Origin of the sequence: Candidatus Dorea massiliensis AP6 (assembly GCF_964245105.1) — a bacterium.
In the GTDB taxonomy this organism is placed as follows: Bacteria; Bacillota; Clostridia; order Lachnospirales; family Lachnospiraceae; genus Laedolimicola; species Laedolimicola intestinihominis.
This window is the reverse complement of record NZ_CAXTKW010000019.1, coordinates 25,433-40,151: the sequence shown is the minus strand read 5'-3', so window position 1 is coordinate 40,151 and position 14,719 is coordinate 25,433. Positions and strand designations below refer to the sequence as shown.

Genomic DNA, 14,719 nt, shown 5'->3' with positions numbered 1-14,719 from the left:
CCGCACCTCTGATAGAGATACAACCCTGACCATCACCGCCTATGCTTCTCAGCTGTATAAGAACAATACGGATAAAGCTCATTAAAGTTCTTGTCCAGAATTAAGTAGCCGCATCCCTGTGGAATCACAACCTTTGTAATATCCGGGGCAATCGTCAGCGTTGGAATGATCTCTTTTACCTGCAATTCACTTAGATTTGCTCTTGTAGCTAATCCAGCATTTACAGCAAGTCCCTCCAAACCAGAAGGGACAATAATTGCCGCTACCAGCATGACAATGAGGGAGATAGCAAACTGGCGAAACAATATTTTCAATGTAGGTTTCTTTTTCACTCCCATTTATATCCTATCCCCCATAGGGTGCTGATCGGACTTATTTTGAAATGCTCCAATTTCGCACGAATATTTTTTATATGCGTTGAGATCGTAGAGTTATCGCCTATTCCATCAAACCCGAAAACGGCTTCATAGATTTGTTCTTTTGTAAAAACCTGTCCCCGGTTTTTCGCAAGGTATTCACAGATTGAATACTCGCTTTTGGTAAGGGGAACCGGCTGTTCTGAAACATACAGTACCTTTGCGGAAAGGTCAAATCTTATATCAGGCTCAAATGAAAGTGTGCTGTGATGCTCCCTTTTTTCTCTGCGTAAATGTGCCGCGACACGGGCGCGAAGCTCCTGAATACGAAAAGGTTTCGTAATATAATCATCCGCACCGATGCCCAATCCAAACAATATATCTTCCTCTAATGTCTTTGCGGTCAGAAAGAGAATCGGGCAGTCTACCATATTCCTGATCTGTTTGCAAAACTCAAACCCGTCTGTGCCAGGCATCATCACATCCAAAAGAATGAGGTCATAGAAATGCAGCTTTTTGATGTCTACATCATCCGCATTTTGACAGACTGTTATCAAATATCCATCTTTCCCCAAACTGTTCTTAATCAATTCCAAGATAGAAACTTCATCGTCAACTACAAGTAAGTGGGTCAAAAAATCACCTCCCGCCCCATTATACCACATTGTCGAGGTTACTCATCATTATTTTTAATGTCAGCTTTCCGATATTCATTGTTGATATTTACAGCTACGGTATTGCTTATATCCACATCCACAATACTGTAAACGTAGCCGAAACTGAAATCTTCCCCCGCCACATTTTTGAAGCGTTTCGATACCTGCCCGATTTCTTCTTGCAGTTCTGACATTTCAAGACATTCATCCGTTATGGTATATGTCAGGCCGTTATATGAAATTTCATCATAGTTTGCGGCGTTCAGCTCATAATACGGCAGAGATTCATTTAACGCCTTATTTTTATCGGCGGTATCGCGGAGCGTACCGCAGGCCGATAAGCATATAAGACTTACAAGCACAATTACCACGGCAAACAGGCACTTTTTATTCACTGTTTTTACCTCCCTCCCAACCATGAAACCAAACCAAACTGGCAATCAGCAGACAAACAGTGCAGCATACAGAAATAATCATACCGCTGAAAAAATCGGTTTTTACCTGTGCATACAGTTGGGGGCTATCCCATGCAAGCACAGTGTAATCCATAGCACGAACGCCCCAGGCCCAGGGAATATATTTCCATGTAGCGTCACCAAGCCCTGTTATCATAAGGGCAGCTATTAAACTCCCTGCAATTCCCAATCCCATAGATGCACCTTTTCCGAAGCTCATTCCCACAAACAAATGAATCAGGTAAATGGGAAGCATGGTAATCAACAATAGAATCCCTGCTTTCAGGTAAAGGCTTGCCGGAGCATCCCTATATAGTGCAGCGAATGTTCCTAACGCTAAAAATGTTGCGCCAAAAGCACAGATCATCAGAAAACCAAGTTTACCAATATACGTTGCCATGCGAGATGGGATTGTTCCCAACAAAAGCTGATAATGCCCGGCCTGATTTTCGATCTGAACAACCAGGCCCACAATAATGCCGATCAGAAACGGGAACGCAACGGCCAGCACTTCCAGATAGGCACTGATTTTGGTTGCCAGTTCCCATCTGGATATATGATAGTAACCCGCAAAAATCGCCGCACATATAATCGGAATCATGCTGTGCATATAGAGCAAAATGCTATGTTTACACTTCTGATATTCTGCTTTCCAGCAGCGAACCACAGATACCATAGTTACCCCACCTCCTTTTTCTCAAACCATCTTGCAGTTAAAAATGACAGCGCCGCAAACCAAGCCAGCGAAATGACCAATACAAGTATAATCATCCAAAATGCCATTGCCGTACTCTGATCTGCAACCGGCTCACCATTAGGCAAAATACCTAACACGGAAATCATAAGATGCGGCACCCAGCTATACGGGCAGATCATCCACAAAGAGGTTGTAGCCGTGAAAATCCCTAAAACGCTTCCAAGTCCGGCATTAAGAATAACCGTGACAAAGATACCAACTTTTTTTGATAACCATAAGCACAGCGGAACTTCCCATAGGCTTGCAATGACAATACAAGCTGTTCCGGCCGCAGCCTGCCAAATTCCGATTGTCAGGGGAATTTCGTTGATAACTAATATTGCAAAACCGCCCAACAGATTTAGCGCCAGGAAAATGAAATTCCCCACACAGGAGTAAATACCGGCCACTCCAATTTTTGCTTTCCAGACTTTGTTCTGCGAAACAGGCAATGAAGCAACGGCACGATATTTTAGTTTGCCATTATCCCGCTGTTCAATCAAGGCACAGGTGAGCGTAAGGAATCCAGGATAAAGCAGGATATACCACCAATTATAAGAATTGAGCTGGAACCAAAGAGGGGCAAAAAAGTTCATAAGCGCAGTTACAAACGGGGCCAGAACGATCAGCGTTTTTGTGAAAGTTCTCTTATGCTTTAGGTTCTCTGCCTGAATATATGCCATCTCCATTTAATATCCCTCCTTACCATTTCTGCGAATAACATCCATAAAGAGTTGTTCCAAATCTTCACCGGCGCGAAGCTCTCCCTCATATCCAAGGACGCCGCCAGCAATGATACCCACATGATCTGCAATCTGCTGGACTTCTGACAGAATATGGCTGGACAAAATAACTGTAATCCCTTTGCAGGGAAAAGAGCGAATTAACTCTCGAAGTTCCTCAATCCCTAAAGGGTCAAGGCCGTTAGTCGGTTCATCCAGAATCAAAAGCTGAGGACTGTTCAGCAATGCAATAGCAATACCAAGCCGCTGCTTCATACCAAGAGAAAACTGCCCGGCCCGTTTCTTGCCGGTATTCGTGAGCTGGACAATTTGCAATACCTCGTTAATTCGTGCATCGTCCAGGCCGAGCAATGTAGTTCTGACTTTGAGATTTTCGTATGCAGTCAGATTTTCGTAAAGCGGGGGCATCTCAATCAAAGCACCGATATGCTCCAGATCATTCCGCTTCCACGGGTGGCCGTCAAACTCGATGCTTCCCGATGTGGGGCGCAAAATGCCGGTGAGCATTTTTAAGATCGTGGATTTGCCAGCCCCATTCGGCCCCAGCAGACCATAAACCGAGTTGCGCCGGATGTTCAGTGACACATTGTTTACCGCCATTTGCCCCTTGAAATTTTTGCAGAGGTCAGTCGTTTTCAAAATCATATCCATATAATCAAGTCCTTTCTTTGATTTTACGGATAGCATACCGGGCAATTTTGAAGATTTCATAAAGATTCCCGAAAACAGAATATGAACAATACACCGTAACCGTGGAGCATATGTTGCAGCTGTATTTGGAGAGGTATTTCAGCTTTTAGATCGCAACGATAGAAATGCAAGCCAATATCCAGTTACAGTGAGCTGCGCAAGGAATTGTATAATATTACCGACGCAGTGCTGGCGGCAACCTTTAAAGATTTGATTGAAGATGGTATTATTGATCGGAAATCTTACGATGAAATTCCGCCCCGGGTGGAATATTCCCTGACGGAGAAAGGAAAATCCGTCGTGCCCATCCTGCAGGGCATCTGTGAGTGGTCAGACTTTTTTTATAAAGAAGACAGCGAAAACACCATGACGCAGTGCCAGAAGTGAGATCATCGCAGATGATTTCATAGAAATTGATATTTGTAAAGGAGACAAAAATATGCCGGAATTAAGCCAACGGGTTGGAAACTTTACGGATTCTGTTATCCGCAGAATGACACGTATCAGCAATCAATATGGAGCCATCAATCTGTCACAGGGCTTTCCTGATTTTGACCCGCCAAAGGAAATCATGGACGCATTGGCGAAGGCCGCCTATGAGGGGCCGCATCAGTATTCTATAACCTACGGAGCCCAGAATTTCCGGGAAGCGCTGGCTGCAAAGCAGGGAAAGGCTATCCACAGAATCATCGATCCAAACACAGAGATCGTGGTGACCTGCGGCGGAACCGAGGCGATGATGTGTGCCATGATGACCATCTGTAATCCCGGGGATAAGGTGATGGTATTTTCCCCGTTTTACGAGAATTACGGTGCCGACGCCATTCTGTCCGGGGCGGAGCCCATCTACATTCCGCTGGTTCCGCCGGAATATGAGTTTGATATCCGGCTGGTGGAGCAGGGCTTCCGGGACGGAGCGAAGGCTATCATTGTCTGCAATCCATCCAACCCCTGCGGAAAGGTGTTCCGTGAGGAGGAGCTTGTGGCCATCGGGAAGCTGGCTGTCCAATATGACGCCTTTGTGGTGACCGACGAGGTGTACGAGCATATGGTGTACGCGCCAAACCGGCATATTTGTATGGCTTCCCTGCCGGGCATGTACGGGCATACGATCACCTGCAATTCTCTGTCAAAGACCTACTCCATTACAGGCTGGAGACTGGGCTATCTGATTGGACCGGCTTATGTGATTGAGGCGGCCAAGAAGGTGCATGATTTCCTGACCGTGGGAGCGGCCGCGCCCTTACAGGAGGCGGCGACAGTGGGCCTTAAGTATTCGGAGGATTATTACGAAAAGCTGCTGGAGACTTACACGGAAAAACGGAATTATTTTCTGGCGGGACTGGATCGGATCGGGCTGAAACATAACGTGCCCCAGGGGACCTATTTTGTACTGATTGATATCTCCGAGTTTCTGGAGCTGCCGCAGTTCCGGGGCTTTACGGATCTGGAATTCTGCGAGTGGATGATCAAAGAGATTGGCGTGGCCGCCGTTCCTGGATCCAGCTTTTTCAGGGAAGAGGTCAACAACCTGATCCGCCTGCATTTCGCCCGGGAAAAGGAGACTCTGGACGAAGCGCTTGGACGGCTGGAAAAGCTGAAAGAACTGAAATAAAAATCCTGACATGGGACCGCACGGAGAGTCAGGAAGCCTTTCACTTTAAAACGTGTCTATATAATATTACATAGATAAGTTGGCACAATATGTTTCAGATTATAAGAACTTATCCAGCTCAGCTTCAACCTGTTTCCTCTTTTTAATCACAGGATGTTCGATTACATTGCCTCGTGCGACTACCAGCTCCAGATTCCGCAATGCCCGCAGATCTTCCAGCGGATTCTCCGCAGTAACGATAAGATCCGCTGCCTTGCCTTTCTCAATGGAGCCGGCCAGATGCACGTGCATGTTAATAAGGCCCGGCAGAATGTAATGCCCATGCAGAGCCACCCTCCGATATCCCGTCACATCCGCCGTATCCGGCACGATATCCGCGATCAACCCATCCTTCACCAAAATACAGAGCCCGGTCTGCACCTGCATGTCCCGGTTTCCGTCCAGGAGCTTTCCGTTTGTAAATGCGTAGTTCATAGTAATCCCCCAATTTCACGAATTGATTACCTTCACTATACACCGGTGGTAATGGGCTTGGCAAGCGGAAAAACCTATGCGCAGGGCTGCCGGTGATTTCTCCGGTTTTGAACCGGTAGAACAGAAAAATGATTCATTTTCAGGGGATAAGATCGTGCCTGGCTTATCCTTGGGAATTTAATTAAGCAACTGGTCAAAATCTCCTATTTATGCTAAACTGCCTTTAGAACAAAAATCCAATTCCGGAAAGGCGGAGCGCATATGCTTAAGGCAATTTTATTTGATATCGATGATACGTTATACGATTTATCCATCCCATTTAAGGAGGCTTTCCGGGAGCTCTTTCCCGGGGAAAAGATGGATCTGGAGGGAGCTTTTCTGGCCAGCCGAAAGTATAGCGATCTGATCTACGATCGGTCTTTAAGCGGGGAGATTTCCATGGCGGAGATGTACATCTACCGCCTGGGAAATGCGTTCCGGGATTATGGGAAAATCATCGACGGGCCCACGGCGCTGCAGTTTCAGAGTGTATATGAGAAGCGTCAGCATGAGATCCGGATGACAGGAGAGATGGAACGGATGCTGGAGGAGCTGTCGAGAAAAATAACACTGGGAATTATTACTAACGGCCCGTCGGAGCATCAACGCGATAAGGTGCGCGCATTGGGTGTGGAGCGGTGGATTCCCATGGAGCGGATCTGGATTTCCGGGGATCTGGGCGTGGGAAAGCCCCATAAAGAGATTTTTGAGGCAGCCCGGGAAAAGCTCGGACTGAAGCCGGAGGAGCTTTGCTTTGTGGGAGACGCTTACGGACATGATATTCTGGGAGCCAAGGGCGCGGGCTGGAAAGCCGTCTGGTTTAATCACAGAGGGCGTCAGACCACGGGAGAGGTGATGCCGGATTATGAGGTACGTTCAGAACAGGAGCTGATTGCATTACTGGAAAAACAGTGTGCAGATTGATAAATTTTCAATGAAACACTTGATTATAAAAGGATGCCCATAGAGCTGGAGAAGCTGAAAGAGCTGTTAGAACAGGTATTGCAGAAAATGACATACGAAGGAGAATGACATAAAATGAGTGGTTTGGGAACACTAATCAACGCCCTGGCGATTATCGCTGGCGGCATTGTCGGCATCTGCTGTAAAAAGCTGATCAAAGAGAGATATCAGGAAACGATTATGAAAGCGACCGGGTTTTCCGTGATGTTTCTCGGTGCAGGCGGTACATTTTCAAAAATGCTGGTGACGACGAAGAGCGGGCTGCCGTTGGATACGACAGGCTCCATGTCCATTGTGCTTTCCATGGTGATCGGAGCGTTTGCAGGAGAAATTATCGATCTGGATCATCAGTTTGAGCGATTCGGAAGCTGGCTGAAACACAAGACAGGAAGCGACGGTGATAATCAGTTTATCAACGGCTTTGTGACGGCATCCCTGACGGTCAGCATTGGCGCCATGGGTATCATGGGAGCCATTCAGGACGGTATCTACGGCGACCACACTACGCTGGTGGCGAAGGCCATACTGGACTTTGTCATTGTGTTGATTATGGCTTCTTCCATGGGAAAGGGCTGTATCTTTTCCTTTATTCCGGTGGCAGTCTGGCAGGGACTGATTACCGCCCTGGCCGTGGTGCTGTCCGGGTATATGACCGATCCGGTGCTGAACAGCCTGTCCATGGTGGGGAATATCCTGATTTTCTGTGTGGGCGTCAATCTGATCTGGCCGAAGACCATTAAGGTGGCGAATCTTTTGCCGGCGCTGATTGTGGCAGTGCTGATGGCATAAAGCTTTACTGATTAGCCAGTACGATCTTGATAAACTCCGACATGCTTCGTGTCAGATATTTATGATTCCGATAATACAGCGTCACATTTCGTACCGCGTTCGGATCGTCTAACTTATAGTAGATAATATTCTGGTTTGGCGATAATTTCTTCACCACGGTGTCGCTGACAAAGGAAGCGCCCATGCCATTTTCCGTCAGGTGATAGGTGGTCAGCAGCTGATCCAGCTTCAGGATGGTATTCAGCTTTACGCCTGCGTTCTGGCAGATATTTTCCATGCGCTTGCGGGTATCGTTGGGCAGCCGCAGGGTCACGAAGGGTTCTTCGGCGAACTTCTCCAGCGGGACCCCCGGGAAAGAAGGATTCAGGTGCGTATCCTGGTTTACGTCTTCCCAGGTCAGCTGATAGCGGGTGGCCCGCCGGTTGGACGGGAAGGAAGCCGGGACTGCCAGCAGCAGGTATTCCTTCATCAGAACCCGGTGACAGTAGATGTCGTCGCTGGTGTGAAAATTGTCGATGACCATGTCCACCTCATTGACGGAGGCCTTCTGTGCCAGGGTCTGGGAATCGGCCTCGTAAAGATTTACCTTCACATGGGGATAAGCCGCCGAAAACTGCGAGATATATTTCGGCAGAATATAGGAGGCAAAGAAGGATGTGGTCCCGATGGACAGATGCCCCGTCTTCAATTCATTCAGATTATCCGTATAATAGGCAAATTCATCTTCCAAATCCATAATCTTTTCCGCAATCCGGATATACTGTTCTCCGTACTCGGTCAGTTGGATGGGATTGGTGCTGCGGTCGAAAAGCGGCGCACCCACCTTCGATTCTATTTTCTTAATCATGGCGCTCAGAGACGGCTGAGAAATGTAGAGATTCTTCGCCGCTTTGGAAAAACTCTGCGTCCTATATACCTCATAGACATAATTGATACCACTAAACATAAAATCCCACAGTTAATTATATAACGATGATGAAAATGACAGATAAAATGCGCTTTTTAAGCAGAAAATACGGTATAGTCATAGATGAATAATTATATATAACATATAAATATAGATATTTGCTAATATCATACCGCGATTTTATAATAAATACAAGGAGAAAAGACTACCAAAAAAGAAAAAAGGAGGCACTTATGAGAAAGGTAGACGAGCGGTCAAAGAAGCTGGTGCAGGATCCCCTGGTAAAGGGTATGTGGTGCGTACCGCTTCATTCCAATCCCAGCGGCGTATGCTACAGCGACGCGGTGGTAGACGCTCTGGCGTCCATGGAGACGGCGGCGGATGATTTCCGTATCTTCTGGGACAATGCCTACGGCGTACACCATATTTATGAGGATGTGAAGCTGAAAAATATCATCAAAGCCTGCGAGGCTGCGCAAAACGGGTGGTCAGCCTGGCGAAGGAAGCAGGCGTGGTACTGACAGGAGCGGGGGCTATCTGGCCGTACAAGAAGGATGAGGCCGACAGCAACATCCGAATCGCGCCGTCCTATCCGACGGAGGACGAGCTTTCCAAGGCCATGGATATTTTTGTTTTATGTGTAAAAATAGCTGCAATTGAGAAAATTTTGGGGTAAAATAGAGAAGGAGAAATCATTATGGCATACAATCCCTATGAAAACGTATTGAAGGTTATGGATGAGGCGGCACAGATCCTGGGCTACAGTGAGAGTGATATCGAGCCGCTGAAGTATCCGGAGCGCGAGCTGAAGGTATCGGTTCCGGTGGTGATGGACGACGGAAGCACCCGCGTATTTGAGGGCTACCGCATCCAGCATTCCACATCCCGCGGACCGGCCAAGGGCGGTATCCGTTTCCATCCAGCGGTAAATAACGACGAAGTCAAGGCGCTGGCAGCATGGATGACCTTCAAGTGCGCAGTTGTAAATATTCCTTACGGCGGCGGCAAGGGCGGCGTGGTCTGCGATCCGCATGAGCTTTCCGAGCGTGAGCTTCGGGCCATCACCAGAAGATTTACCGCAGCCATCATGCCTCTGATCGGACCGGATCAGGACATCCCGGCTCCGGACGTAGGAAGCAATGCAGCTGTTATGGGTTGGATGATGGATACCTACAGTATGCTGAAGGGACACTGCGTACACGGCGTCGTTACAGGAAAGCCCATCGAGCTGGGCGGAGCGCTGGGACGAAATGAGGCCACCGGACGCGGCGTTATGTTCACCACAAGAAATATCATGAAGAAAATGGGCATGGAGATGAAGGGCACCGACGTAGCCGTACAGGGTATGGGTAACGTGGGAAGCATTACAGCCAAGCTACTCCATCAGGAAGGCATGAAGGTAGTCGCTGTCAGCGATGTATCCGGCGGCATCTATAAGAAAGAGGGTCTGGATATTCCGGCTATCCTGGCATATCTGGGCAAGGATCGTAAGAACCTGCTGTCCGGCTATGAGGAAGATGGTATGACCCGCATCACCAACGAGGAGCTGCTGGAGCTGCCTGTCACTGTTCTGGTACCGGCTGCGCTGGAGAATCAGATCAACGGAACCAACGCGGATAAGATTCAGGCGAAGCTTATCGTAGAGGCAGCCAATGGTCCGACCGCCGCAGAGGCAGACCCGATTCTGAACGAAAAGGGCGTCGTCATCGTACCGGATATCCTGTCCAACGCGGGCGGCGTGGTCGTATCTTATTTTGAGTGGGTACAGAATATCCAGTCTGTCAGCTGGACCGAGGAAGAGGTCAACGCGAAGCTGGAGCGTATTATGAACAACTCCTTCGAAGCTGTATACAATATTGCACAGGAAAAGAAGGTTCCCCTGCGTACAGGCGCGTATCTGATCGCGGTGGACCGTGTAGTAAAGGCTAAGAAAGCGAGAGCGATCTGGCCGTAGAAAAAATATAGCAGCCACTGCGCATCGCGGAGCGGCTGCGAATGGAGTGAGTAGCTTGGAGAGCAGAGTGAGTGAATTGAAAAAAGTAAGGGAAAAGCTGGAAAGCGGGCAGACGCTGGAATTTCAGGAAAGGAGACTGCTTTGCAATGAGCTGATGACCCGTGAGCCGCGGATGGAGAAGCTGATTGTGAAATGGTTTGACGAGGAAGACTACCGGACGGTCCTGCGCCACAAGGTCGGCGACGGAGTCATCGGAGGAAAGGCCTGCGGCGTACTGCTTGCCAGAAAGCTGATAAAAGAGAAGCTTCCCGAATATGAGTCACTGCTGCTCCCGCACCATTCCTGGTTTATCGGATCTGACGTATTTGCGGAATATCTCTGGGAGGAGACCTTCTCCGAGCGGACGAAACGGGAATTCGGGGAACTGCTGGCCCATCTGGGCGGCGATCCTTATGTGGTTCGTTCCAGCAGCACCCTGGAGGATGGCTTTGACCACGCATTTACCGGAAAATACGAATCTGTCTTCTGCACCAATCAGGGAAAGGAAGATGAGCGAATCGAAGAATTAAAGGCGGCGGTGTTCCGTGTATACAAAAGTGTCTGGAATGAATCTGCGGTAGAATACCGCAGAACCCGCGGCCTGACTCATACAGATGAACGAATGGCTTTACTGGTTCAGCGGGTGGAAGGAATGCGCATGGGCAGCTATTACCTTCCGCTGGCGGCCGGTATGGGCTGCTCCTATAATCCTTACAAATGGATGGAGCAGATGAATCCCGAGGCCGGTATGCTGCGTATCGTACTGGGTTTGGGAACCAGAGCGGTGGAACGTACCCCCGGCGACTATCCGAGACTGATTGATCTGGATCGCGCGCGGGGCAGTTTGTATGCTTCCGCGGGCGAGCGTCACAAGTACTCCCAGCGTCAGGTGGACGTGCTGGATCTGGAAAATGCCGTGCATAAGACAATCTGGCTGGAGGAGCTGATACCCCTTTTGCCGGAGCGTGGGAAGAAGCTGGTATTAAGCCATGACACCGATGCGGAACAGCGGCTCCAGGAGATGGGCCGGTACCGCCCGGTGCTGTTCGCGGACTGTCAGGGTATCGCCCATGACAGTGATTTTATGAACATGATGCAGCGGATTCTGAAAATGCTGGAGAGTGAATATGGCCGCCCTGTGGATATTGAGTTTGCCATGGAGGAGGGCGGAGACGGAAAGATTCACCTGAATCTGTTCCAGTGCAGGCCGCTCCGCCAGGTGACCGAGCAGAAATTCGTGATGCCGGAGGGCAACGAGGAGGAGGTTTTATTTGACGTCAGAAGGACCTCCATGTGGCGCTCCAAGGAGGAGAAGCTGGATATCATCGTCTGGGTGGATCCCCAGAAATATTACGAGTATCCATATGCGAAAAAGCCGGACGTGGCCCATATGATCGGCGTCATCAACCAGTATTTCAGCCAGCAGGGCAGGCATATGATGCTGCTGGTGCCGGGACGCTGCGGTACGTCGTCCCCGGAGCTTGGCGTGCCGGTGAAGTATTCCGATGTGAGCTGCTTTTCTGCCATCTGCGAGGTGGCCTACAGCAAGGCCGGTTACAATCCGTCCCTGTCCTATGGCAGCCACATGTTCCAGGAGCTGGTGGAGGCGGACATCTACTACGGAGCCATCAATGAGAACAGTAAGACAAAGATTTACCGCCCGGACTATCTGAATACCTTCCAGGATGTGTTCGGGGAAAACTGGCCGGATAAGGCGGAGTTTGGAAATATGATACGGGTGTTTGACGTATCGGAGAACCATGCAAGGCTTTTGCTGGACGCCAAAGAAGGGCGTGCGGTATGCAGGATAAAGAAAAATGTTGACAGAAAGACCGAGAAGTAGTAAACCATTAGAGTATCTGAATTGTGTTTTTTAGTTAAGAGGTAAAAGTATGTCATCAGCAGCATCCATGATCAAAGACAATCCCTTAAAATCCATGCTGCAGTTCGCCCTGCCCCTTCTGGTGGGTAATCTTCTGCAGCAGACCTATAATATCATCGACGCAGCCATCGTAGGCCAGACCCTGGGCGCGGAGGCGTTGGCGGCAGTGGGATCCAGCAGCAGTGTACAATTTCTGGTACTGGGCTTTTGTATGGGAAGCTGCGCGGGCTTCGGCATTCCGATTGCGAAGTATTTCGGCGCGGAAAAGTATGATACCATGCGGCGCTATATCTTCAATGGCGGCGTTCTGACGGCGATGATTGCGGCGATCGTGACAGTGCTCTGTATGTCTCTGTGTAACTGGATTTTACAGATTCTGTCCGTGCCGGGGGACATTTTCGCAAATGCGTATGCATATCTGCTGGTGATCTTTATCGGCCTGCCATTTACACTTCTGTATAATTATCTTTCCAGTATTCTGCGTGCGGTAGGAGACAGCCGGACGCCGTTTCTGTTCCTGGCATTTTCGGCTATCTTAAATATCTTTCTGGATCTGTTTTGTATCATAGTTCTGAAATGGGGCTGCGCCGGAGCGGCCATTGCGACGATTACTGCACAGGCTGTCAGCGGACTTTTATGTCTGGGATTTATCATCCGCCGGGTGAAACTGATGCGGATGAGCCGGGAAAACCAAAAGATGGATGGAGAAGCTGTGAAGGAATTGCTGATGATGGGGCTGCCTACCGGTCTGCAGTTTTCTATTACCGCCATTGGCAGTATGGTCATGCAGTCTGCCAATAACAGTCTGGGAAGCATCTATGTGTCGGGCTTTACAGCGGCGGTAAAGATCAAACAGTTTGCGTTGTGTCCCTTTGACGCCATGGCGACTGCGGTTTCTGTATTTTGCAGTCAGAATCTGGGCGCGGGTCAGGCGAAGCGTATCCGCCAGGGGTTATTCCAGGGAATGGCTGTGGCCGTGGGCTACGGTATATTTGCAGGTTTGGTACTGATTGTGTTTGGGCGCTCCTTGTCCATGATGTTCCTGAGCAGGGATAACGTGGAGGTGTTGGACGCTTCCGCTAAATACCTGCGGTGCATGGGATTCTTCTACTGGAGCCTGGGTATCCTGAACGTGTCCCGCATGGTGACCCAGGGACTGGGCTTTTCCGGACGTGCCTTTTTCTCTGGCGTGACGGAAATGATTGCCCGGATCATCGTCAGCGTGGGCTTTGTGGGGACCTTTGGCTATACGGCCATCTGTTTTGCGGATCAGACGGCCTGGGTATCTGCCTGTTGTTATATTTTCCCGACCTGTCTGTACTGTATGAAAAAAGTTACAAAATTGATTCAGTCGGAGACTCCTGCGCAAGCTGATTCTCTACATGCATAATAAATTCTTCGGCCACGTGTGACAGCTGATGATTCTTACTCCAGATGAGAGCATAGGAAGCATAGGCGTCCGGGTGGTCGATTTTTTTTACGCAGAGTTCGTCGCTTCGAATCAGGGAAGAAATGGAGGCCGGGTAAATGGAGACGCCGACGCCGTGGAGACTGAGCTCATAGGCATTGACCATATGGGCGATACGTCCGCGGATGACGGGCTTCCGGCCAGTTCCGAGAAACCACTGATCGATCTCCTGCTTACGGGATTCCCGGGAAGGAATCAGAAGGTCGTAGGGTAGAAGCTGTTCCGGTGTAATAGAATCTCCGGGCAGGGCGGCCAGCGGGTGATCATGGGGAAGCAGAGCCACCCAGGGCTCCCGGCAGACAGGAAGAACCTCAAAGCCTTCTTTATTGTAGGGGGCGGTAATCATAGCGACCTCACAGAGACCTTTGGAGATGCGGGTATTAACGTCGTCGGAATTGCCGTTCCAGAGATTGTACTGTACATGGGGATAGCGTTTCTGGAAGGACGCAATCCACGCGGAAAAGAGGTGGGGGCAGCAGCCCTCGACGGAGGCAATGTAGAGCATACCCTGCAGGCCTTCCTTCACTTCCCGGACTTCCTCTGCAGATTTATTGACCAGGTCGAGAATCTGGTTGGCGTACTGAAGAAACAGTTCGCCCTCTTCGGTGAGGGAAATACTGTGGGGGCTGCGCAAAAACAGTTTCGTATCCAGCTCCTTTTCCAGATCCTGAATCTGACGGCTTAAGGGAGGCTGGGCAATATTCAGCTTCTCCGCTGCCCGGGTAAAGTTCTTTTCGTCTGCGACGGCCTTAAAATATCGAATGTGTCTGAGTTCCATGGGTGCCTCCTGCGTTATACTTTTTGAGTATCAAGATGCTTTTATTATATGTATTTCACAAGTGAATTGCAAGGTGTTATAGTAAAGACAACAAGAAACAAGGGATTAAAAATCCCGAAGACATTCAGCACAGAAATACCCTAAGGGTATCCCTGGATGCCCTTAGAACATGGGC

16 protein-coding genes and 1 pseudogene are annotated in these 14,719 nt (G+C 49.2%); 8 read left to right on the top strand and 9 right to left on the bottom strand.

Features of this window, described 5'->3' with window-relative positions; translation table 11 throughout:
• Positions 1 to 32: 32 nt before the first annotated feature.
• The 6 genes from ACESZP_RS16300 to ACESZP_RS16275 are packed head-to-tail and all read right to left on the bottom strand — an operon-like array spanning position 33 to position 3,597.
• Positions 33 to 338 (bottom strand): hypothetical protein, encoded by a 306-nt coding sequence (locus ACESZP_RS16300; RefSeq protein ID WP_499709750.1) that lies wholly within the window; start codon positions 336 to 338, stop codon positions 33 to 35.
• On the bottom strand, positions 329 to 991 hold the full coding sequence (locus ACESZP_RS16295) for a response regulator transcription factor (protein WP_173701353.1): 663 nt from the start codon (positions 989 to 991) through the stop codon (positions 329 to 331). The genes ACESZP_RS16300 and ACESZP_RS16295 overlap by 10 nt, the downstream gene beginning before the upstream one ends.
• A 38-nt stretch (positions 992 to 1,029) precedes the next feature.
• Positions 1,030 to 1,407: a NisI/SpaI family lantibiotic immunity lipoprotein gene (locus tag ACESZP_RS16290; RefSeq protein ID WP_499709749.1), complete on the bottom strand. Its 378-nt coding sequence runs from the start codon at positions 1,405 to 1,407 to the stop codon at positions 1,030 to 1,032.
• Positions 1,400 to 2,143 carry a lantibiotic immunity ABC transporter MutG family permease subunit gene (locus tag ACESZP_RS16285; RefSeq protein WP_025580193.1) on the bottom strand — a complete coding sequence of 248 codons (744 nt, stop codon included), beginning with the start codon at positions 2,141 to 2,143 and terminating at the stop codon, positions 1,400 to 1,402. Before ACESZP_RS16285 ends, ACESZP_RS16290 begins: the two co-directional genes overlap by 8 nt.
• Positions 2,144 to 2,145: 2 nt before the next feature.
• Positions 2,146 to 2,892, bottom strand: a complete 747-nt coding sequence (locus ACESZP_RS16280; protein WP_008705323.1) for a lantibiotic immunity ABC transporter MutE/EpiE family permease subunit — start codon at positions 2,890 to 2,892, stop codon at positions 2,146 to 2,148.
• Positions 2,893 to 3,597: a lantibiotic protection ABC transporter ATP-binding protein gene (locus tag ACESZP_RS16275; RefSeq protein ID WP_025580190.1), complete on the bottom strand. Its 705-nt coding sequence runs from the start codon at positions 3,595 to 3,597 to the stop codon at positions 2,893 to 2,895.
• Positions 3,598 to 3,771: 174 nt separating this feature from the next.
• Between ACESZP_RS16275 and ACESZP_RS16270 the strand changes: the two genes are divergently transcribed.
• Both ACESZP_RS16270 and ACESZP_RS16265 read left to right on the top strand, forming a co-directional pair.
• On the top strand, positions 3,772 to 4,023 hold the full coding sequence (locus ACESZP_RS16270; protein ID WP_499709764.1) for a winged helix-turn-helix transcriptional regulator: 252 nt from the start codon (positions 3,772 to 3,774) through the stop codon (positions 4,021 to 4,023).
• A gap of 52 nt (positions 4,024 to 4,075) precedes the next feature.
• Positions 4,076 to 5,251 (top strand): pyridoxal phosphate-dependent aminotransferase, encoded by a 1,176-nt coding sequence (locus tag ACESZP_RS16265; protein ID WP_349165397.1) that lies wholly within the window; start codon positions 4,076 to 4,078, stop codon positions 5,249 to 5,251.
• A gap of 99 nt (positions 5,252 to 5,350) precedes the next feature.
• Here the strand turns inward: ACESZP_RS16265 and ACESZP_RS16260 are convergent, their stop codons facing one another.
• Positions 5,351 to 5,725 (bottom strand): hypothetical protein, encoded by a 375-nt coding sequence (locus ACESZP_RS16260; protein WP_499709746.1) that lies wholly within the window; start codon positions 5,723 to 5,725, stop codon positions 5,351 to 5,353.
• 261 nt (positions 5,726 to 5,986) lie between these two features.
• On the opposite strand from ACESZP_RS16260, the gene ACESZP_RS16255 reads away from it, so the two are divergent.
• Positions 5,987 to 6,688 (top strand): HAD family hydrolase, encoded by a 702-nt coding sequence (locus ACESZP_RS16255; protein WP_499709744.1) that lies wholly within the window; start codon positions 5,987 to 5,989, stop codon positions 6,686 to 6,688.
• A 114-nt stretch (positions 6,689 to 6,802) separates the two neighbouring features.
• Positions 6,803 to 7,516 carry a DUF554 domain-containing protein gene (locus tag ACESZP_RS16250; RefSeq protein WP_499709742.1) on the top strand — a complete coding sequence of 238 codons (714 nt, stop codon included), beginning with the start codon at positions 6,803 to 6,805 and terminating at the stop codon, positions 7,514 to 7,516.
• Positions 7,517 to 7,520: 4 nt separating this feature from the next.
• On the opposite strand, the gene ACESZP_RS16245 is transcribed toward ACESZP_RS16250, so the two are convergent.
• Positions 7,521 to 8,462, bottom strand: a complete 942-nt coding sequence (locus ACESZP_RS16245; protein WP_499709740.1) for a LysR family transcriptional regulator — start codon at positions 8,460 to 8,462, stop codon at positions 7,521 to 7,523.
• A gap of 230 nt (positions 8,463 to 8,692) precedes the next feature.
• Between ACESZP_RS16245 and ACESZP_RS16240 the strand changes: the two are divergent.
• The 4 genes and pseudogenes from ACESZP_RS16240 to ACESZP_RS16225 all read left to right on the top strand — a co-directional run.
• A pseudogene (locus ACESZP_RS16240) lies at positions 8,693 to 9,099 on the top strand (aminotransferase); the annotation flags it as partial.
• A gap of 15 nt (positions 9,100 to 9,114) precedes the next feature.
• Positions 9,115 to 10,377 (top strand): Glu/Leu/Phe/Val family dehydrogenase, encoded by a 1,263-nt coding sequence (locus ACESZP_RS16235; protein WP_349165411.1) that lies wholly within the window; start codon positions 9,115 to 9,117, stop codon positions 10,375 to 10,377.
• 67 nt (positions 10,378 to 10,444) lie between these two features.
• Positions 10,445 to 12,259, top strand: a complete 1,815-nt coding sequence (locus tag ACESZP_RS16230; RefSeq protein ID WP_499709739.1) for a PEP/pyruvate-binding domain-containing protein — start codon at positions 10,445 to 10,447, stop codon at positions 12,257 to 12,259.
• A 49-nt stretch (positions 12,260 to 12,308) separates the two neighbouring features.
• Positions 12,309 to 13,688: an MATE family efflux transporter gene (locus tag ACESZP_RS16225; protein WP_440322128.1), complete on the top strand. Its 1,380-nt coding sequence runs from the start codon at positions 12,309 to 12,311 to the stop codon at positions 13,686 to 13,688.
• Here ACESZP_RS16225 and ACESZP_RS16220 read toward each other — a convergent pair.
• Positions 13,633 to 14,544, bottom strand: coding sequence for a LysR family transcriptional regulator (locus ACESZP_RS16220; RefSeq protein WP_499709737.1), 912 nt, complete (start codon positions 14,542 to 14,544; stop codon positions 13,633 to 13,635). The genes ACESZP_RS16225 and ACESZP_RS16220 overlap by 56 nt on opposite strands.
• Positions 14,545 to 14,719: the final 175 nt, after the last annotated feature.